Source organism: Psychrobacter sp. 1044, assembly GCF_904846525.1.
Taxonomy (GTDB): Bacteria; Pseudomonadota; Gammaproteobacteria; order Pseudomonadales; family Moraxellaceae; genus Psychrobacter.
Genome location: NZ_CAJHAZ010000005.1, coordinates 185,694 through 206,831, shown reverse-complemented (window position 1 = coordinate 206,831; position 21,138 = coordinate 185,694). Strand labels below are relative to the sequence as shown.

The 21,138-nt window shown below is 40.3% G+C and carries 16 protein-coding genes and 1 tRNA gene; 8 read left to right on the top strand and 9 right to left on the bottom strand.

Translation table 11 applies throughout. From position 1 onward, the window contains the following. The 8 genes from JMX82_RS05230 to JMX82_RS05195 all read left to right on the top strand — a co-directional run. Positions 1-668 (top strand): PP2C family protein-serine/threonine phosphatase (locus JMX82_RS05230; protein ID WP_201539742.1); only part of this gene is annotated, 668 nt, incomplete at its 5' end. 67 nt (positions 669-735) lie between these two features. Beyond that, positions 736-1,824, top strand: a complete 1,089-nt coding sequence (locus JMX82_RS05225) for a helix-turn-helix transcriptional regulator (RefSeq protein ID WP_201539741.1) — start codon at positions 736-738, stop codon at positions 1,822-1,824. 67 nt (positions 1,825-1,891) lie between these two features. Next, positions 1,892-2,920, top strand: coding sequence for a PD-(D/E)XK nuclease family protein (locus tag JMX82_RS05220; RefSeq protein ID WP_201539740.1), 1,029 nt, complete (start codon positions 1,892-1,894; stop codon positions 2,918-2,920). Positions 2,921-2,960: 40 nt separating this feature from the next. Further along, entirely contained in the window at positions 2,961-3,605 is a 645-nt protein-coding gene (locus tag JMX82_RS05215; RefSeq protein WP_201539739.1) for a hypothetical protein, read from the top strand. A 642-nt stretch (positions 3,606-4,247) separates the two neighbouring features. Next, the gene (locus JMX82_RS05210) at positions 4,248-4,466 is read left to right on the top strand and encodes a helix-turn-helix domain-containing protein (RefSeq protein WP_093071416.1); all 219 of its coding nucleotides are present in this window, start codon (positions 4,248-4,250) and stop codon (positions 4,464-4,466) included. 295 nt (positions 4,467-4,761) lie between these two features. Beyond that, positions 4,762-5,283 (top strand): hypothetical protein, encoded by a 522-nt coding sequence (locus JMX82_RS05205; RefSeq protein ID WP_201539738.1) that lies wholly within the window; start codon positions 4,762-4,764, stop codon positions 5,281-5,283. Further along, positions 5,276-7,585 carry a hypothetical protein gene (locus JMX82_RS05200; protein ID WP_201539737.1) on the top strand — a complete coding sequence of 770 codons (2,310 nt, stop codon included), beginning with the start codon at positions 5,276-5,278 and terminating at the stop codon, positions 7,583-7,585. Before JMX82_RS05205 ends, JMX82_RS05200 begins: the two co-directional genes overlap by 8 nt. Beyond that, positions 7,578-10,751 carry a site-specific integrase gene (locus tag JMX82_RS05195; RefSeq protein ID WP_201539736.1) on the top strand — a complete coding sequence of 1,058 codons (3,174 nt, stop codon included), beginning with the start codon at positions 7,578-7,580 and terminating at the stop codon, positions 10,749-10,751. The genes JMX82_RS05200 and JMX82_RS05195 overlap by 8 nt, the downstream gene beginning before the upstream one ends. Before the next feature lie 165 nt (positions 10,752-10,916). On the opposite strand, the gene JMX82_RS05190 is transcribed toward JMX82_RS05195, so the two are convergent. The 9 genes from JMX82_RS05190 to JMX82_RS05150 all read right to left on the bottom strand — a co-directional run bounded on the left by JMX82_RS05190 (position 10,917) and on the right by JMX82_RS05150 (position 21,095). After that, positions 10,917-11,618: an IS1 family transposase gene (locus tag JMX82_RS05190; RefSeq protein WP_201539735.1), complete on the bottom strand. Its 702-nt coding sequence runs from the start codon at positions 11,616-11,618 to the stop codon at positions 10,917-10,919. Positions 11,619-12,116: 498 nt separating this feature from the next. Continuing rightward, entirely contained in the window at positions 12,117-14,387 is a 2,271-nt protein-coding gene (locus JMX82_RS05185; RefSeq protein WP_201539734.1) for a YfjI family protein, read from the bottom strand. Further along, positions 14,380-14,646, bottom strand: a complete 267-nt coding sequence (locus tag JMX82_RS05180) for a helix-turn-helix transcriptional regulator (RefSeq protein ID WP_173239350.1) — start codon at positions 14,644-14,646, stop codon at positions 14,380-14,382. The genes JMX82_RS05185 and JMX82_RS05180 overlap by 8 nt, the downstream gene beginning before the upstream one ends. A gap of 126 nt (positions 14,647-14,772) precedes the next feature. Next, complete coding sequence (locus tag JMX82_RS05175; RefSeq protein WP_201539733.1) at positions 14,773-15,639, bottom strand: hypothetical protein; 867 nt, start codon at positions 15,637-15,639, stop codon at positions 14,773-14,775. 46 nt (positions 15,640-15,685) lie between these two features. Continuing rightward, positions 15,686-16,876, bottom strand: coding sequence for a tyrosine-type recombinase/integrase (locus JMX82_RS05170; protein WP_201539732.1), 1,191 nt, complete (start codon positions 16,874-16,876; stop codon positions 15,686-15,688). A gap of 150 nt (positions 16,877-17,026) precedes the next feature. Then, positions 17,027-17,103 (bottom strand) — tRNA-Ile (locus JMX82_RS05165). A 95-nt stretch (positions 17,104-17,198) separates the two neighbouring features. After that, complete coding sequence (locus JMX82_RS05160) at positions 17,199-17,384, bottom strand: SDR family oxidoreductase (protein ID WP_201539731.1); 186 nt, start codon at positions 17,382-17,384, stop codon at positions 17,199-17,201. Further along, positions 17,378-18,565 carry a tRNA nucleotidyltransferase gene (locus tag JMX82_RS05155; RefSeq protein ID WP_201539730.1) on the bottom strand — a complete coding sequence of 396 codons (1,188 nt, stop codon included), beginning with the start codon at positions 18,563-18,565 and terminating at the stop codon, positions 17,378-17,380. The genes JMX82_RS05160 and JMX82_RS05155 overlap by 7 nt, the downstream gene beginning before the upstream one ends. A gap of 208 nt (positions 18,566-18,773) precedes the next feature. Continuing rightward, positions 18,774-21,095, bottom strand: a complete 2,322-nt coding sequence (locus JMX82_RS05150; RefSeq protein ID WP_201539729.1) for an NADP-dependent malic enzyme — start codon at positions 21,093-21,095, stop codon at positions 18,774-18,776. Positions 21,096-21,138 lie beyond the last annotated feature (43 nt).

The following is a 21,138-nucleotide window of genomic DNA, read 5'->3' as shown; positions in this document are numbered from 1 at the left end:
TTGCTAGCTCTAACCAGTCACAGCACTGCTCAAAGGCAGTTGTCAAAGCAATTAAAAAGCTATGGGATAGCAATCAAGAGAGTACTAGTGCTATCACCTCAGATCATATCTATACGCAACTGAGTCAAACCAAACACCCAAAAAAACGTTATGGTGCCGCAGCAACTCTCGCGATGATCACCGGCACGCTAAACGATGATAAGTCGATAAATATAGATATAACTCATGTCGGCGATAGCCGTGTATATTTGCTTAGCAAAGATATGAATGAATGGCAGTGCTTAACTCGTGATCATAATCTGCTTAATGAGTTGGTAGATGAACAGGCACATAACGAAGGTCGAGAAGCTCAGCCTAGCGAGTACAATCGCACAGGTATGGCGGGCAGCTTATATAGCATTACCGAGTGCTTTGCATTAGCAGTAGATAGTGATGACCCAAGCAGCGAGCCACCAAAAAGTGATAAGCGAACAATCACAGTGCAAGCAGGCGATAGCCTTGTCATTTGTACTGACGGTATTCATGATTTAGTATCGTGCTACGAGTGGTCACTTATCGATAATCAAACGGATTTACAAGGATGGCTACAGAAGCTTATGCAGCAAGTATACGACTCGGATGGCAATGCTTATGATAATGGCACAGCTATTGTGGTACGGTTTGATTAACCTTTTTACGATAGTTCACTTTTAAAATGACAGTTTGATAGATTCGATAGCCTATAGAGCAGCCAACATGCCTACACACCCAATCGCAACCTACAACAAATCCACCCGTTTGTTTGCGCTCTATCAGCGCTTGCCACGTCATAAAGACAAGGCAATATCACTCACAGAGCTAATGAACGTTTATGGTGATAACCTTGACCATTACGCAAACGAGCGTAAAAATTTAGAGAACGACCTAACAAGTCTCAATCAAATATTCAATGACGTCTTTCACAGTGACGCTTTAATGCGTCTGCCAGCTTGGGGACAGAATATCAGCGGACAAACGGCACGGTTTTATATTGAGCCAAGTTTTAGTATCGATGTCATTAATGAGCAAACGGTATTTTTTTGGCAGATGCTCGCTAACTATACGGCGAACTACTTGCCAGCACCTTTTAAACAAAGCATTAGTGAAAAGTTGACCCAATTAGGTCGCCAAGATAGACACAGCTTCAATCAAAGCAAGCTAGGACAGTGGCAAGATTATCTTATTACCCTGTCTAGTATCGTACAAGCACCAAAGCTTGATAGCGGCGTGCTGACTAGCATCCATCAGGCACTATTACACAACAAGCAGCTTCAAATCAGCTATCAAAACAAATGGCGTAACAATCCTACCGTCAGAGTGATCTACCCTAGAGGACTTATTTTTATCGACAACATGATCTATCTTACTGGGTTTAATCCAACGAATGATCATATCGATGATAATGTCTTATTAATGGCACATCGTAATTTTGCGGTTAATCGTATTGAAGCAGCTGAAGTAACAGAGCAGTCGGTACCGGACTGGGTAGAGCGCAATGCTTTCACTCTTGAGAATCTACGTAAGCTAGGAAAGCTTGAGTTGAATAATGGTTTAAAAATCGGACTGGTTCTAAAGGTGCAAAAATATGCCTGCCAGCATCTCTATGAGCGGCCGTTATCATCTACTCAAACGATTACGGTTATCGATGACACTTGGAACGAGGTGCGTGCAACAGTTGCCAATACGCAGCGCTTGCAAGATTGGCTGGTCAGTATGTCGCAGTTAGCAGTAGTGATTGAACCGGTAGAGTTAAAAGCGGCTATTTTAGAGCGCTTAGAAAGCGGGATAAAATTATATACAAAATAGTTGATCAAGAATTTTACTAAAGTAATAAAAGACAAATACATTTTTTAAATGTCATCAAGGAGCTAGAATGACCACACCTAACTTATTTAAATTTGCCACCTCTGAGTTATCACAAGACGCTTTTATCTGTTGGCTTCTGTCGTGGGCAGACCAAGACTATCAGACAGGAAGCGATAAACATAAAGCGCTCAATAAGATAGCAACCAGTGTATTGGCGTTATTCTTTAAAAAAGCGGGTAACTCGCTACCGAGTCGTATTGATAAAATAGTAGTGAAGCGTCAAGTGAATAACATTGATGTCCTTTGTATCATAAACGACACTTACTGTGTATTAATCGAAGATAAAGTAGGCAGTTTGCAGCACTCCGATCAGTTGGTTCGATACAAGCATTTTATGCTTAATGGACACGCTCAAACCTTTACAGAAGATAAAATTATTCCTATTTATTTACAAACGCATGATCAAAGCAACTACAAAGCTGTGCTAAAGGACGGCTTCTATCCAGTAACTAGACGAGATTTATTAGACCTCTTTAATAGTGAACAAAATGCGGCACTGCAAGAGAGTGATATATATAGCGATTATCTTAACCATCTGCAGTCTATTGAAGAAGCAGTGCAAAGCTTTAAATCAAAACCTGTTAACGAGTGGAAAAAACGGACTTGGATTGGCTTTTTTCAATATTTACAGTCTTACCTAGGAGAAGGTAACTGGGGTTATGTCGCTAATCCTTCGGGCGGCTTTATGGGCTTTTGGGGATTGGGTCATAAAGTAGAAAATAATATAGATATTTATTTACAAATCGAGCAAGAGAAAATCTGCTTTAAAGTATCTGTTCCTAATAAAGAAAGTCGTAGCAAGGTTAGGAATGAGCTTTATAAATTGTTTAAGACAGAAGCTGCTGATTTTGATTTAAAAGTGACTAAGCCAAAGCGCTTTGGTTCAGGTCGGCATATGACCTTTGCTATACTAGACACAGATATCTTTGAGAGTGAAAACTCAATAGATCTACGGCAAGTTGATAAGCTAATGGATGAAGTGCAAAAATTCATTAATCATGTAGTAAATCAGTATAAAAATAAAAACGATTGGTAATTGTAATGTCATAACACCTAGAGTAACAGAAGGTCTAATCATGAAATATCAGCTCGACAAATCGCAAATAAATGATTTACCTTGTGCAGCCTTATACCGACCAAACATAGACTATTTTCCGCCAGCGATTATTGCTTGTTTTATCATTAGTGATGGTTGGAATGAGCAGGCATTGCTAAAGCTAAAAGACAAAGCAGAGGCTGATATTTTAATAGGCTTACAAACAGATGATCATGAGTATGAACGCTTAGATATCATAGAGGGGGTTGTTAGATGTCAGCCTAATGAAGTAAATGATGTCATTGCACTGCTAGATGTAAAGTCTGCAAGTACTATCATCGGTATAGATGTAGCAGACGTTATAAGCTTGTTTGAGTGTGGTTATTCATTTCAGTTTGTTCAAGCAAGTGCCACAGGCGAGCATGAATCCGATATGATAAAAACAGCCACATATAATCTGATCGGTCTACTTACTAACGCTCGTAATACTAATGGGGTGCTTGTTGGGATGCAGAGCGTGCGAAGTCTGTCACTGGAAGCGTTCACTTATATATCAGATGCTATTGAAGGATTATTGTCTAATGATGGTGCGTTTATTTATTTCAGCTCAAGTAGTATGACTGATGAACCTGATTGTTTTTGTTTAAAAGCGATTTATACTGAAGAAAAACAAATCCACACGTAATAAACGTATGGCTTTGGCTGCTACTATCGATTGAGGCTGGTTCTATTTGCTAATAGAATCCCCGCGCCACATAGCATGCTCACATACAGCGCAAAACCAACTCTCTTTTGCCCGCATATAAGCGATATCTGCAGGCACTTCAATAGGACAGGCGCTTCCGCAATATTCACAGCACACATCATCTATGCATGCGTAGCATTGGCTTACGGTGTCAAATAACGTATGAGCACTAATACTATATTTTTGACAAAGCAGATGGACATAATCCACATAACTCATTTTATTATTGTAGGCCCAATAATCCTCACAGACCCGTTTGTCCCAAGCGTTTTGTGTCATACTCCATTCAATGCTGATGCCCACAACGTACTCCTTTTTAATGACCTGATACTTACGATTAGCATTACCTTTTTATGATAATCATATCTATTAGACCCGTCTTATAGTAATGATATCTATTGAACCAGTCACACCTATCATCATTAGCCAGCTATTGAGCAGCAAGATAGGTATATGACATAATAAAGCGTTAGTCAGCATAAAATAGTTTTTGACGGAAACTTAGTTATTGCCAACGAGTATTATTCTAGCAGAAAAGTAGTCACTGGCAAGTATTTTTTACTTACCAATAAGGATTTTATTGTGATTTCTTGTAATCTCCCTGTACTTTTAGCAGAAAGACGACTACGGGTGGCCGATCTAGTAAGGATGACAGACATTAGTAAATCAACACTTCATAGGATTTATAACGATGAGACGACTCGTATAGAGTTCGATACGCTAAGCAAATTGTGTGAAGTATTAGAGGTGACACCATGTGAGATATTAAAATACATACCTGATGAAGACAGTAAAAATTAGGTTTTATAAATAATGTAGTTGAATCTATATATTCATTCTAAACTCTAAAAAATAACGATATTACTACCCGATCAGAAGTATTCATAGCTCTCATAGATAATGGTTTAGCTATTATTTGTGAGAGATTTTTTAATGACTTTTCACTCATTTACAGCCAATATATTTTTTAATAAATATAATTAAATCATCCACTTGCATAATGTTATGTTATAACGTACTATTAATTAAATAATGATTCTTAGAGCAGTATATAGTGAAAAATAAGACCCTTCGCTCAACTCAAAAGATGTTAGTTTTGAGCTCAGAAAATCTCACCATTCACCCTGATGCAAACACTGCTTTTATGGTTTGGCAGCAGCATAGACTGCCTCTGCGTCGACCACAGCTGGCAGGCTTAGATGATTATTATCGACCAGTATTACGGTTATGTGTGCTCGATAAAGACAATTATCAGTTCTTCAATAACTTTGCACGAATCGATGAGGTAATGAGGTTTGAAAATAGCTGGCGTCAGCCTTGTCTGATTGCGCTTGAAAGTCGTCATGATATTAAGCGGCTGGCGTGGTGCGAGGTTCTCAATCTATCTAGATTTGCTGGCGTGAACCATCCAGCCTTATTTCAAGCCATATATCAAAGTGCGCCAAAGCAGCTTGTGTGTGAGCTGATGGGCGTGCATCGATTAACTGTTAGCAATTACTGTCAGTTTGCAGGTATCAGTCAAAGCAGCTATGAGTATCAACAGTGCAAGGCAGCATGTGATAAGACTTTATTAGGTTTGCCTAAAAATATGAACTGGATGGGTGGTGTACATGGCTGATACTAAAGCATTTGTTGACGTGACTGATAGGCGAGTATTAGATAAGATCGTTCCTGTAGGTTCGCCGCATTATGTCCAAATGCAAGCATTGGTTATTGATATTGTCAGTTTGGTGCCAGACGCTGAGCTTGATCTACTGTGTTCGACATCATGTGCTAATGCTAGTTTTAGGGGCATCGATTGTACTGAAGTGATCCAGCAGACTGTAGGGCAGGGTAAGACAGGAGAGTGGGCGGTTACATACATGCTGATCGCATTTTATCAAGCGTATGGTGCGGTTGATAGTGGTAGTGATGCGTGGCGGCTTATGAGTCACTATCTCAAGATCATGTTTATGATTGCAGCTAGGCGAGATAAGCATTTTGCCAAAATAGATAAGCTTGGTGTTCGTATTCGCATGGCATTAAGACATGCCGATCCACAGCGCGATATCCTTAACCAGCTAATTCGTATTCATGATCAGTGCGATGGCCTATCCTCATGCTTATCTGCTATCAGAAAGTATGAGGTAAGCGTTAAACAGGAAGAGGCAACAGGTGAAACGGCGGACCAATATCTTGGTAGTAAAATCGGTCAAATCAGGTTGGCTTATGAAGTAGTCATCAATAATAAGGCTTTTATCGGTAAAACCTATGATAAGAGTAGCAGAAAATTAAGACAGTCCCAAAAAGTCATTAACACGACAGTGATTATTGATGGCGAACCATTACAGAAAAAATTGTTTAGTACGAAACAATCAAAAAAGCACAGTAATGTGGCAACTGCTGAAAATATTGCCGATGATAACGCGCTGCCACTGCTAGATAATAATTTCAAACCCATCAAACAAATCGCTAAATCCTCTGAGCTACAGCAATGGCGATTAAAAAATAATCATCAGCATGCCAGCCGCAATCAGTTTCACTTCCCAACCAATCATCGCCAGCTGAGTATCACTGGTTATCAGATGCTGTTTGCGATGCTATGGCAACGTTTTATGAGCGAACACATAGAAAATAGGACGGGCTATGCCGTACTGCTATTATCATTATTAAGCGGTATTAGTATCGATAGCGTGATTACTGATTGGCAATGCAGTCGTAGTCAGCGTCAGTATTTTATTTATGACCGTACCCGTAAAATCAGTAGTATTGCTATCACGATTGATGTGACCACCAATACCCGAAGTCATCTGCTTGCTCACAGGCAGAGCTATGGTAGCGTATTCAAGCGAGTACTACCTGAAGCGCTGCAGATCATGTTAGAGGATAAGGTTACTGTTTCACTTGATGATATTAAACTAGCCATTAATGAAGTTAAGAATCAGCTCAACCTGCCAGCTCTGAGTGCTCAATATATCGATTCTGGATTGTTTGTAGTGATTAAAAATGGTCTTAGTGAGCCGCTGCATGCTGACATCCTCACAGGCGTTGATGTAAGGCACAGCTCATCGCTGTATTACACCAGCATCAAAACTGCTGATCTAGAGCAAACCTATATAAAAGCGATAGATTTGATAACAAAATACTGCGATGACGAGCAAAGAGCGTTATTGATAGATGAGTGCAGCGTGTCCACGAATGGGCATAAAAGTCACATTGGTAGCGATATGGTACTTGAAACAAAAATGTGCGAGCAGTTCTTTGAACAGTTGGCTATGAGCGCTGAGAGCTATAATGGGCGGCTTAATCATAGTATTGAGCGCTATATTGCACAATTTAATAGCTATAGCGTTTGGCTGTGGCATATTATTATGATTCAAACCGGTATTCGTCCGGTTAAACACGTACCAGGGCTGCTTAACCAGCTTGATTTTAAGCGACGCATATTGTGGGTGTCTGATAAAGAAGAGCGTCACGGTCAGTCTGATGGCAGGCTTATTCCGTTAAGTCAGTTTTTAATCATTGCTATACAAAACTACATTGATTATATTAAGCAATTTGCCGCTATCTATAATCCAATTTGTCCCGAAACGCTTTATCCCATTGATGCTATTCTGCAATCAGAGCAACCGCTCATTCAAATTTACCAAAAAAATCCAAAACGTTTTATCGGTATCACACCAAGCCGTGTCCGCTACCAGCTGCAAGACTTTTTTAGTCATCAGGATAATTGGCTGCGCCATCAACTTCGATCCATGCTGATAGGGCGCGTGCCCGACCATCTAATTCGTGCGCTTTATGGTCATGAGCATCCTGATCAAGAGTTCATGCATCCGATGTCATCAGGCTCTATCAATCAATTGCACCAGCTCAGTCCTCATCTAGATGCAATCGCCAACGATCTTCACTTAAAACAAATTGAGGTGCGACTATATGGATAACATTAGTGCTCACAAACTGCGGCAGTTAAATAGAGATGATGCTAAAAAAAGTGTCAAACGCGCAGCTAAAGCACTGGTTGCAGACTACGTTAATCAAAACCCTATGCAGACACCTTGTGAGCTACAGCATCATTATGAAGCGATCAATGAGCTATTAGAAAAGAAGTTTGATACTGCGCAAAACTTTCAACTAGCGCGGCGCGGATTTTTAGAATTTGTTCGTGATTATAATAAAGCGCACCAGATATACCTCAATGAGCCCGTGGTGCCAATACTGGCAACTCGTGAGCGCCTGACTACTAACTATGACTGGTTTGTGCATGGCCGTGCTGTAGCAGACAGCAGTACAACTATAATAGATATCTGGCAACGTAAACGGCGATTCTCAATCAACAATTTGGTTGAAGGACTGCTTTATTGCAGCATCATGTATGGTGGTATCAATGACATTGAGGAGTTAAGAGCGCTTTACGACTGGTTGTTTGGTGGGCGGCTTATTTATCAGATTAGTCTGCCAACGACTGATGAGAACTGCGCAGAACAGGTAGCTGTAATACCACTTAGCGTATCCGATGATAATTATGGCTGCGCACTGGAAGGTAACGATGACTTGCAGCGCTTTATCGACTACGTACCTGATGATATGAGTTTGTGTTTTTTATATGCTATAAAAGACAAAGACTTGAGTAAGGCAAAAATAGAGCCATTTAATACCATAATTAATGATATCTCAAAAAGACTTAAACTCACCAATAAAGATATTGAGCGTCCGCAGCACTCCATGCTTATTAAGCATGCCAACTATCACTGGCGGCAGATGGAAGGTAGTCAGATAGATGGCGCGCTTGCCGTGGTGAAGCAAGGTGATATTAAAACCACAGGACTGCCGACTGATAATCTCATTCATTATAACCGAGAGCCCATCAATCAAAATTCTGAGCCGCTTACGTGGTCTGAGTTGTTTGATGCCAGTTATCAGGTGGTAGACAAATCACAGGATAAGAAAAACACCACAAACTACCCTAGCTTTAGCAAAAATCTAATTAGAGAAGTGCAAGATACGCTCAAGCTCACTAGAAGTACTGCTACTTCTACTCTCACAAAATTAAAGGCAGATGCTAGCCAGCCTAATGCGAAGCGTTTGCTCGGCTGGGCGTTATCGCTGCTTGATGATCATAGCATTCGGCTTAATACCATCAGTAAATACATCGGCTGCATTGGTCGCGACTGGCTAATGCTAACAATGGATGAGGAAATTAATCAATGGGAGGGTGATGATTTTGAGGAAATCTATGAGCAAATTATTCAAAGTAAGGTTAAAGATGGTCGGAAAAATTCAATCTTAAATAAATCATCTGAATTTAACCGGAGTACTGATGATACAGAAGATGAAGCCAACACACTAGTCGATTCTGTTGAACAGAAAGCAGAGCGAAATACTTCTACGCTAGATCATTTAAAGGATAACCAAAAATTCACTTATGGTCGTCTGCGAGCATTTCATGATTATCAGCGGGCGCGTTTCGATGCACCTTATGTGTATTTTCCATGGGGCAATAACCGGCAAGTGGTTAAGGCCGAAATGGTGTCACCGCGTGTATACCAAGCAATGCAAAATTATATTAAAACATCAGAGTTAGAGGTTGAGCAACAGCAGCTATGCCTAATTGTTTTGGCACTTGCTTATCGGACTGGTATGCGTATTAACGAGATCATTGGTATTAAGGTCGGCGATATTGCAGATATAAGCAGTATCAATGGCTATGTCATTGAGAACCCTAAAATTATCCTCAGACCTAACCGTTATCGCAGACTTAAAAGCAGCAGCGCTAAACGAGTGATACCGATAGATAGCTTGCTGAAAGCAGATGAGCTAAAGCAAGTTATTTCGTATTATCATCAGCAGCGTAGACTAAAAAGAAAGTATTTATTTTCGCAAGGTTCAGGTGATCAACCACTGCCGCCTGTGTTTTTTATTAATATGATGAAGATAATTTGGGATCACTTATTAAGCAATCATAGCTTTACTTTTCATAGCTTTCGGCATACGGCACTTAGTCAGCTGGCATTGGTGTTAAGCGGATCACCACTGGCTCAGGTGATGACAGACTATGATAAAGCCCATAGCGATGCTATCGTTAGCGCTGTGCTTGCTAATAACAAAGAAAAGGGGATGTGGTTTGGGCTAGCTAGTCTTGCCGGGCATTTAACGCCAGACACTACATTTGAGTACTATATTCATACCGCTCATTTGCTGGCTGGCTGGCAAATGAGTCAAGCTAAGCTTGTTATGCCTGTGACCGTATTTGAGATGGTAACAGGTATTAGTTATCAGACAGTGAATAGGCAAGAAGGTAGAGCATATGATGGCAGTACTAAACAGGTTAATCTTGATAAGATGCGTGGCTACTTAATTAACAAAGTTGTGAGCAAAGAGTCTTTGTTTGTCGATAACAGTACATCAGTTAATGTAACTTACCCGCAAAACATAAAAAATGATGCGGTAGATACTCAGTTATCTATATTTATTCATCCAAAAATATACGATGTGATTGCGCTATTAGAGGAACTACAGACAGTAAATGTTGATAAACGAGCAGGGCAGTTGGCAGAGGTCGCACTTCGGCATGGTATCGCTATCAGTGATGCTAGAAAAATTTACAATAATGCTTGCCAGCTGTTTACCGATGATAGACTAATTTTAGGTGCGCCTACCGGACATAAGAACCAAGAAGTTTTAGTGACTGCGCTTGATCGTGCGTATCAAATGTCAATTGATGAGCCTGCTAGACTGAAGTCGTTTGTGGAAATATTTAAAGATAAACACAACCTAAATACCTCATCGATTCATTTTGGGATTAAAGAGACCCGGCTTGAGATGCTACAGCAGTTCGTCACAGTAGGTTGTCAGCTTATCGATGCCAGTCATTGGCAGATTAGGGCGCATAGCGAGCAAGCAGTGCGTAATATTAAAAAAGAGCTAGGGCTTGATAGCGCAATACGTGTCGGCGCTCGTGAGAATTTCCATGGTTATGAGGTAAAAGTGGTACAGAAGAAGCACAAGCTATCTAATAAAAACATGGCTATCACTGATGAATATTACGGCTCTTCAGGATTACTGAAGTATGTTGGTCACATTTTAATGATATTGGTTAGACAAGAATAGATTTAAAGAGTTATTTTATATACGTGTCAAAAATATCATAAATTATAATCTAGACTTTTGTCAGTTTTGTCAGTTTTGTCAGTTTTGTCAGTTTTGTCAGTTTTGTCAGTTCGGTTTGAGGTAATATATTAAAAAAGTGGTGGTGTTCTAAAAAGTATGACGGCATCAGACGTAACCATAATTGACATAAAAGAACACCAGATCGAATACTTTAAAGTGATTATCAAGCTTTTTTGAGAAGCAACAGGTTTTTCTAACCGATCGTCTTAATCGGTGTCTAAAACGGTAATGATTACCTTTAATGCCTACCGTATGAGATTTGCCAACTCGTTTGTGGTCAAGTTTAAAGGCGGTTATAAAACTGTCCCAGCTATCCATACTGATAGAGCCATAGCTGACTTTAAGCTGCTTGAGACGAGCTCTTAACTTCTTAGCCGTTTTTAAGTCGCGTCTGCCCCAAACATAAGCAACAATCTCATTAGTAACGCGATCATAAGCATAAATAAGCCAAACTTTACGCTTTTTGCGATACACGTAAGTCCAGAATTCATCAACCTCTAAGCGTTCATAGTAGCGCTTCTTAGGCGTAATCTTATAAACAGATGAGCCTATGGTGCTCAATACTTTACCGATACTGACTGAGGCTATAACAGCTATGTCTCTAACGCCGCAGCCTCTAACTGTCATGAGCCGTATAAGCTCTTCCACTTTAGAGTGACAGCCATGATAAGTTAAGGCATGGTCGCCAATAAACTGACGTTTGCAGTCCTTACATTGATAATTCTGCTTACCATAGCTTTTTTTGCCATTTTTCTTTAGACTATTACTGTGACAGTCGGGGCAACTGATATCTATTTGTGTCTTCATAACCTCAAATATATCATCTTGCTCTGGCTGTCACTCCTCCTTTTATTTCCTCAGCATACTTTCTGATACACCACCGATAATTTTAATCTGTTGGCATCGCTAACAGACTAAAGTAAATCACTCTCCGATGTATTTGCGGCAGTTCAAAACATTTTATGTAGATTATTCTCTATTCTTGGCGCTGGAGCTTTACCTGTACTCACTTTTTTTAGATAGGATACTCCCTACCGTCAACTCCGTACATATACAATACATGGCTCATAGTGGTGATGCTAAAGAGCTGCTGGTTATCCTTGAGGTAGCGTAATTCACTAATAGTTCGCTAAATGAACTAGTTACAAATGTTGCATCGATTGAAGAAACTAACACTAAATATTAAAAAAGTATTATCTAACAATAGCGCTATAATTCTGTACTGACAAAATCTAAATTTGAAAAATAAAAAAGGCGCTATTTTTCAATAACGCCTAGATGCTGCACTGACATAACTGACAGAACCTATAAAAGCTCTCTTAATCTTGAGTTGATATAGTAACGCTCCGTTGGTCGCCCGCCTTGTCCTGTACTTTCAATTGACTGCCATGTTAGCCAGTCATGCCCTACTAAAATATCAAGCGCGTTCAGTACGTCTTCGCTATCAGTTAAGCCTTTCCAGTTTTTGCGGTGCAAGTCTCTTGCAGTGAAGCCGTGGTTTACCCAGTCGGTTTTGTCAGTTTTGTTACCTCCATTCTTAATCATTTTTATTATTCTATCAGCTAAATTAGAGGCTTTAATATTGGCGCTATCGGTCACTATGCTATAAATACGCATCATGTGAGTTTCTAACATATCATGCCATGCGAGGGCTGCATCAAGCGCTATCATACTGACTGCACCTAATGACGCGCCATGTTCGATGCAATCGACTAAGTGAAATATAAGCGCTAATGACGCTATAGTTTTGGGATATTTAGTTATATGCTCAGCTATCACGCTATGTTCACACTCATCAGCTTTAGCTTTTTGCTCATCGTACCAATTCATAAACTTTTTATAAGCGTCATCGGTGAAATGATAATAAGGTCGCTTGTGATAGTCATCGACTGGGTTTGCGCCATACTTGATGAAATCACATAAACTCATATTGTCGATGGTTTCAAACAAGTCATACACAATCTGCCTTATCTCAGCATTGGGTGCTATATCACGCTCTTTTAGCCCTTTGATATGGTCAGGATAGACGGCAAGCTGAAAACGTTGCATCAGTCCATCATTATCTAACCCCTTGATGGTTTTTTCTAAGTAGCGTTCAAGCTTGTTCGGTTGTATGCCACCGACAACAGACAAGCAATGATGTTCAATAAATATCGAACCTCTAATCACTCTATCCATAACATGGCTGCCAGTACCGTTAAAGGCTTCAAGATAGAAGTTGCGAGCATCATTATTTTGCTCACCGTTAAACGAGGCAAGTAAAGCTGTCAGTTCGTCACGTTCCACTAGCAAGCCATTATTGGTTTGGGTTAGTATCTCGCCTAGCTTTTGATAAGTACCATCATTAGCTATGTAGCGCTTCATAATGGGCTCGCTTTCATTAGCTTGCTGGGTTTCGGCTATCGTTTGCGCTTTTGCTTTGAGATCGTCATCAGTGATTTTGTGCTCAGCATCATCAGCTTGCTGAACTTGCTCTCTAGCAAGTTTTTGTAATTCACTTTTAACGGCTTTGGTCTTAAATTCATTAATCTCCTTTTGTGCTGCAAAGTCTTTTTGTGATTGCTCATAATCTGCTTTTGCTTTATACGTTAAGTTTTTAAGTGGCTTCATGCCAGCATCAAGTGCTGGGCTTTTTTTAGTCGATGGATTCCCAATAATAGCGCCCCATATATTTGGTACGATTTCCCAATCATCGTACATCTTTGGGTAAATACTAACCTTTGTACCGATGACGCTTGCTAACGCAGTTATCAGAGGTATTGCGATATATTCAGGTGGGGTGCTTAGGCGCTCAGCATGGTTATTCACGTAACGCTGTAAGCTATCAGGTAGCATTCCATCAGTTACATTCTTAACTGGTGGCAAGGTTTGGTTAATCAGTTTTGGCTTTGGTTTGCCTAGCGTCTGTAAGTCGATAACCTCTGCATCAGCTATTAAGTCATTATAGCTAGCCCCATACTGTATGGCTTCATATATGGGCGTATGTTCACATACAACTGCTTTAACATTCATCCCCTCAAGCTGTTTTAACTTTGCTTTATCGGCTGGCAGGGCAGTCACAATAATGGTTAACTGTCTTACTTTTTCAAACTCTGCTACCGTCTGCCTAAATAGACTAGGTACTATGCTAGTAATAACACTTGCTCGTACACCTGCATCTATATAAGAGTTATAGCAATTAATGGCATCGGTCAGGTTATCAATAGCTATAATCACATCATTAAAACCCATAGAGCCCAATATAAAGGCGCTGGGTTTGGCGGTGTCGGCTATAAAAGGTCTGCCTTTGCCATTAACCGGTACGCTGGCAAGGTTCACTATTTGCGCTTTGCTATCTTGCATGACTAATCCTAGGGAATTAGCGGTACCTAACTTTATTTCTCCTTTTAGTTGTCCAGAAAAAATGGTAATATCACAATGTAGTTTGTAGATATTAGTGTTTCCATGATTATTGATAAGGTTTTCTAATATTTCGTTGCCTGCTACGTCTGCCAACGTAGCTGCTTCAAAATCAGCTAAATACTGACCTAAGCCCATGCTTTGAGCATGGGCTTTTTCTTTGTTTGAATTAATCATTAGTTTCCTCCTGCACATCAGAAGGATTTAGGCTTTGCTTTTCTAGCCACTCTAGAACGTCCGCATTTCGCCAAGCCACCATTTTTGGAGATAGTTTAACACTTGCAGGAAACCTACCATCGTTACTCCACTCATGTAAAGTCGTTCTCGAAAATGGTAAAAGTGGCAGAATGTCTTTTGCTCTAGACATTCCCTGAAGCGGCAAAAGGTTACTAACCACACTTTTTTCAGTTTGGGTATTCTTTGTAGAATCTTTCATTCTAGCGTCTCCGTATATTACGATGATTATCCACCGCAACGAACAGTTACGGTGTAGCTAGAATATAAGGTAGGAATCATACATAGTCATCGCAACTTGCGACTTGCAAATCGCAACTTGCGAAAATTAGTCTAAACTACGTTTGTTAGCTTCTGTGAAGATCTTTTCAATATTGCTCTTGCTGAGCTTTGGAGTCTCCTTAGCAGTGATGTGATCAATTATTTCACTTTGATTAACAAAATTGATTTTGTTCTTTTTCTCAGTAGATAAAACTTTGGACTCTTGGTCTAATCCCAATATTATATCCTTAAGAGCGAATATAAGACGATAGGCGCTGTCCTTCACATCATTTAGATTTTCAGTAGGTTCTTGAAGTTGAGTAGCTCGCAGATCTCTCTTTAATCTATCGACTTCTACCTCTAATAGGTTTCTACCACGTTTTAAACGTTCAATATGCTCTCTAGCTTCTTCAAGTTCATTTTCTAAATAATCGTTTCTTTGCTTGTTTTTATATTCACTGACTATATTTAGTAATTCTTCTTTATCAAAAACTATTTCGCATTTCAAACCAGTTTTTAGGTGTTTTTCATTTATCTTGTCATTTATATTATATAAACAATAACCTAATGAAAGATCCTTATTTTTTAGATTTTCATTACTAATACTATAGATCTTAATTTTTTGAGCTACAGGATTTCCAACTCCTAAGATAGCTTCAAGACAAAATTCTGAAAGGAATATATTTTCGTTAGATAACTTAAATATACCCGAAACATAAAACTCTTCTTCAAAGAGTTTGAAGACATAGTCAATACCTCTCAAAACTGTTCCATTTTTAGTAAGGTGGGCAGCACCTTTGTAGTCAAGATAGGGGGTCAATTGACCAGATTCTATTCTTCTATACACTTCAGTGTCACTTATGCTTTTATCTATCATATCTTTGAAAAGTGCAACAGAGTCTTTAAAATTATAAAAATCACTACTTTTTAACATAAAAATTGCTCTATAAGTTGAAGTAAAATAAATTTTTTGATAAAAATCAATAACCTTTTCGAAAACTATTATCTATAAAATCTGCCCACGCATTCATCATATCTCGACGATAATCTAAATGTTGGGCACCGTTATATGCTTTACTAATTTTGTTCTCTTGCTCATGGGCGAGTTGTAGCTCTATAGCCTCATGCATATAGCCCTGTTCGTGAAGGGTGGTGCTTGCCAGCCCTCGGAAACCATGCCCCGTCATTTTGTATTTATAACCCATCTGATAAAGCGCGTTAATAAAAGCATTTTGGCTGTAAGGTTTGCGAGTTGAAGGGTTGTAGAATACGTACTGCTCTGAAAAATTCAGCTCTTTAATTTGTTGTAATATATCTATGACCTGCGGTGCAAGAGGCACAATGTGAGGTCTATCCATCTTCATTTTGTCTGCAGGTATACGCCAAATTTTATCCTTCCAGTCGATTTCTGACCATTCCATAAATCTGATCTCATTAGTTCGTACAAAGGTATAGCATAAGAACCATAGACCTAGTTTGACTGGGATATGGCCAGTGTAGTCATTGATATCTTGTAAAAGTTTTGGTAACTCTTTTGACGTAATACGGCTGTGATTTTTAGTCTTATGCGGTTTGATTGCCGCTGATAAATCTGCCGCAGGATTTGATGTTGCTATACCTATGCGAATAGCATGTTTAAATATCTGTCCAACCTCTGCCATTATACGTCGCGCCATTTCATTAGCGCCACGAGCCTCGACATTCTTACCAATCTTCAAAATATCAGGTGGGGTAATATCATCAATTAGTTTATGACCAATAATCGGTTTAACGTCACGCATATAGGCTGAATAATTACGACTAAACGTACTTGAGGCTAAAAAGGTCTTGCGATCCGCATACCAAGCTTGTGCAATAGTATCAAAAAGTCTTGAACCGTCTTGTTCAGCAGCTTTCTCTTTTTTCTTATCCTTCGGGTTAATACCTTCACTAATTAACTGTTTTATTTCTAGGTTACGCTGGCGTGCTTGTTGTAATGTGATTAGTGGATACTTGCCCAAAGTGAGTGATTGCTGTTTACCTTGCCAGCGGTAAGCACTGACCCAGACTTTGTTTCCCGTATGTCTTACCCACAGTTGAAGGCCATCGCCATCGCTATGCTTGTCAGGGCGGCTAGGGGTGCATTTTTCACTTGGTGTTAATTTATTGATAATCGTATGAGTTAATGGCATGTTGGTATATCTCCGCGTTGGTATAATCTATACCAACAAATATACCAATATTCTATATGGTTCGCCATATACCAATGTATTCTTAAATCTGCCGAAACCCCATAAAAAAAAGGCTTGCCGCATCGCTGCGAACAAGCCTGATTTAATATATGGTGGGCCCAGTAGGACTTGAACCTACGACCAAAGGATTATGAGTCCTCTGCTCTAACCAACTGAGCTATGGGCCCTAACGCTAGACGGACAATGATACCTGAATTTTTTAATTTTTCAAGTAAAAGATAGGTAGTAATCAAGATATTTTTTATGATGCTCTACTTTTCTATCAAATATGACCACCAGCCAGTATCAGGCTGCGACCACCATCAACAGTAAGAATCTCAGCAGTAATATAATTTGCCTGTACTAGGTACAACACATGATGGGCAATCTCGTCAGGTCGACCTATACGCTGCATAGGAATTGAGTCAATGATATTGCGCTGCTGCATCTTTTTAAATTTTCTTAACATTGGTTTCGTACTTGCAAGTGCTCAATTCTGGCTTGTCGTAATGCCGCACCAATCGCAGGGCCTGTTAGTGCTGAGTCAATATCCTGCATACTAATGGCATGAAAGCTATTCAATGCTATCATTATCTGACGGTGCTGTGTTGCCAATTGCAACACGTGGCTGGTCACTAATAGCTGCGATAACTTATCAGGCTCTTTATGAGCACCACAAGTCTGTATGAGATCAATTTTTTCAGCCGCGCTTAAATGGTGTATTGTGCTTAGCTTTGCGACTTGCTGAGCGAAGAGAGTCGAAAATTGAGTGTGTGCCTTTGGTACCTTAGCGGCGTTGCCTATATCATTGATACCTTTTATATTGGCTGCTTTATTTACGTTTTCATTTGTATGTTCTGAGGTAAATAAAAATGAATTAAGGCTACTCATTAATAGCGCCCAACGTTGTGACAAGTTCAATTGCATTTGCCCTGCGAAATATAGCGCAGTCTGTACCGTTTCACGTATCTGAGTATTAGCCCAAGCTTGATGTAGTGGGGCAAAATATTCTATGAGCGCACCAATCTCAAACAGTTGTTGCCAGTATACCTGCGGCGATAGCTGCATGGTTGCACGGCTAGATTCTTGCCAAATGCGCTCTGCACTTAAATGTGCAAGCTCTCCAGAGTCAACCAATTGGCGCATCAACGTCAAAGTTTCATCAGCAATGACAAAACCTAAATCATAATAACGGCTATAAAAGCGAGCGGTTCGAAGCACTCGTAGAGGGTCTTCGCTAAATGCACCTGATACATGACGCAAGGTTTTACTGTGTATATCAGCCATGCCACCATAATAGTCAATGACGTCACCGTTGATTGGCGTATCATCAGTTAAGCTGGTGACTTCTATCGCCATGGCATTAATCGTCAAGTCTCGACGTTGTAGATCCTCTTTTAAGCTGACGTCAGGATTGGCATGTATGCTAAAGCCTTTATACCCCGAGCCTTCTTTGCGTTCAGTGCGTGCCAGTGCGTATTCTTCATGGCTACTAGGATGCAAAAATACAGGGAAATCTGCACCCACTTGCTGGAACCCTGCATCAAGCATTTCTGCAACAGTTGCACCAACGACGACAAAATCTTTATCTTTAATAGGACGTGCTAACAGTTGATCGCGTACCGCGCCGCCAACAAGGTAAATTTGCATGAATGCCTCTATCTTTTATTTTTATTGAGCCAGTGATGACTGATACTAAATAAGGCTACGTTGCGTCTTAGCCAATGTATAACAAGCAAAAAAAACCAGCCAACGCTATTTAATAGCATTGACTGGTTTTAGTATAGCAGACGGTCTTTATAAATGAATAATAGAGACCATCTCGATAACACATACTACCTAGGTAGCGCAGGATGAATTACTGATTTTCGCTCGCCAAATCTTGAGCTTCAGTAACGGAAAGAGCAGTCATATTGACGATACCACGTGCAGTTGCTGATGGTGTGAGAATATGTACCGGTTTGCTAGTACCTAATAAAATAGGGCCAATAGAGGCGCTACCAGTTGCTGTCTTGAGTAGGTTAAAGGCAATATTTGAGGCGTCAAGTGTTGGTAAGATGAGCAGATTTGCAGCACCTTTCAACGGACTTGATGGCATGTTGTTTAAACGAATATGTTCATTCAACGCGGCGTCACCTTGCATCTCGCCGTCGAATTCAAAGTCTACATTCATATCTGTCAGCAGTTCATAGACCTTGCGCATTTTTACAGCACTGGTGCGATTTGAAGCGCCAAAGTTAGAATGAGAAACTAGCGCGACACGTGGTGTGATACCAAAGCGACGTAATTGATCAACCGCTAAGACAGTCATTTCAGCCAATTGTTCAGCCGTTGGATCTTCGTGGATATAAGTATCAGCGATGAAAATATTACGATCTTGCATGAGTACCGCATTCATAGCATAGAAGTCGTTCACACCTTCTTTTTTGCCAATAACGCTTTGTACATATTTTAAGTGCAACTGATAATGGCTAAACGTACCACATACCATACCATCTGCAGCGCCATTTTCGACCAATAGTGAGCCGATCAATGTGGTCTTACGACGAACATCACGGCGAGCAAGTTCAATACTCACACCAAGACGTTTGTTCTTCTCGTAGTAACCCTGCCAGTAGTCTTTATAACGAGGATCGTCATCAACGTTAACGATTGTAATGTTTTCGCCATCTTTTAGACGTAACCCTAGTTTTTCGATATTGGCTTCGATGACTGAAGGACGACCAATTAAAATAGGTTGGGCTAGCTTTTCATCAACGACCACTTGCACAGCAAGTAAGATATTATTGTCTTCACCTTCACAGTAAACGATACGTTTTGGATCGGCTTTAGCGCGAGCAAAGATTGGTTTCATCACGAATGCAGAGTTATAGACGAACTCAGACAGACGCTGACGATAAGCTTGCATATCAGCGATAGGTAAGGTTGCAACGCCTGAATCCATCGCAGCTTGAGCGACCGCAGACGCGATCTCGATGATTAGGTTTGGCTCTAAAGGTCCTGGAATCAGGTAATCACGACCGAAACTTTGCATTTTTTCAATGTTTCTAGCGCTGGTGGTCGGCGTTGCTTCAACGTGTGCCATCGCAGCAATAGCTCTTACACAAGCAACTTTCATCTCTTCGTTAACAGTCGTGGCACCAACATCTAATGCGCCGCGGAAGATATAAGGGAAGCATAAAGCGTTGTTTACTTGGTTTGGATAGTCTGAGCGACCCGTTGCCATGATGACATCTGGACGTACGGCGTGCGCCAATTCTGGCATGATCTCAGGCGTTGGGTTAGCAAGTGCAAAGACGATAGGGTCTTTTGCCATACGGCGAACCATATCTTCAGATAACGTGCCAGGCATCGATAGACCAAGGAACATATCGACATCATCCATCACTTCGTCGATAGTGGTCGCCGTCGTCTCACGGGCATAGCGCTGTTTGGTTTCGTCAAGATTTTCACGGATAGTCGTAATGATACCGCGTGAATCTGAAACAAAGATATTATTTTTGTTTACACCAAGTGCGCAAATAATATCTAGACAAGAAATGGCGGCGGCACCGGCACCTGAACAGACGATTTTAATCTCTTCGATTTTTTTACCAGTAATCAATAGCGCGTTGAGCATCGCTGCTGCAACAATGATTGACGTACCATGTTGGTCATCATGAAATACTGGAATGTTCATGCGCTTACGTAATTCACGCTCAATTTTGAAACATTCTGGTGCTTTGATGTCTTCTAGATTGATGCCACCGAAAGTAGGCTCAAGAGAGGCAACAGCTTCGATGAATTTGTCTGGATCATTTTGTGCAATTTCAATATCAAAAACGTCGATACCTGCGAATTTTTTGAATAGAACCCCTTTACCTTCCATCACAGGCTTCGATGCCAATGGCCCGATATTACCTAGACCCAGTACCGCTGTACCGTTGGTGATAACACCAACCAAGTTGCTACGGGCGGTATATTTAGCCGCTAACGTCGGATCTCTTTGAATCTCAAGACAAGGAACTGCCACACCTGGTGAATAGGCAAGTGCTAAGTCACGTTGGTTTGCCAACTGCTTAATAGGGGTGACAGAGATTTTGCCTGGACGTGGGAACTCATGATAATGTAAGGCAGCTTGTTCAAACTGCTCTTTTTCTGTACTAAGGTTATCCGTATTCAAAGTGGTATCGTCATTCATAATAATTGCCATGGTTAGAATAAATTGGAATAAAGTAAATGGA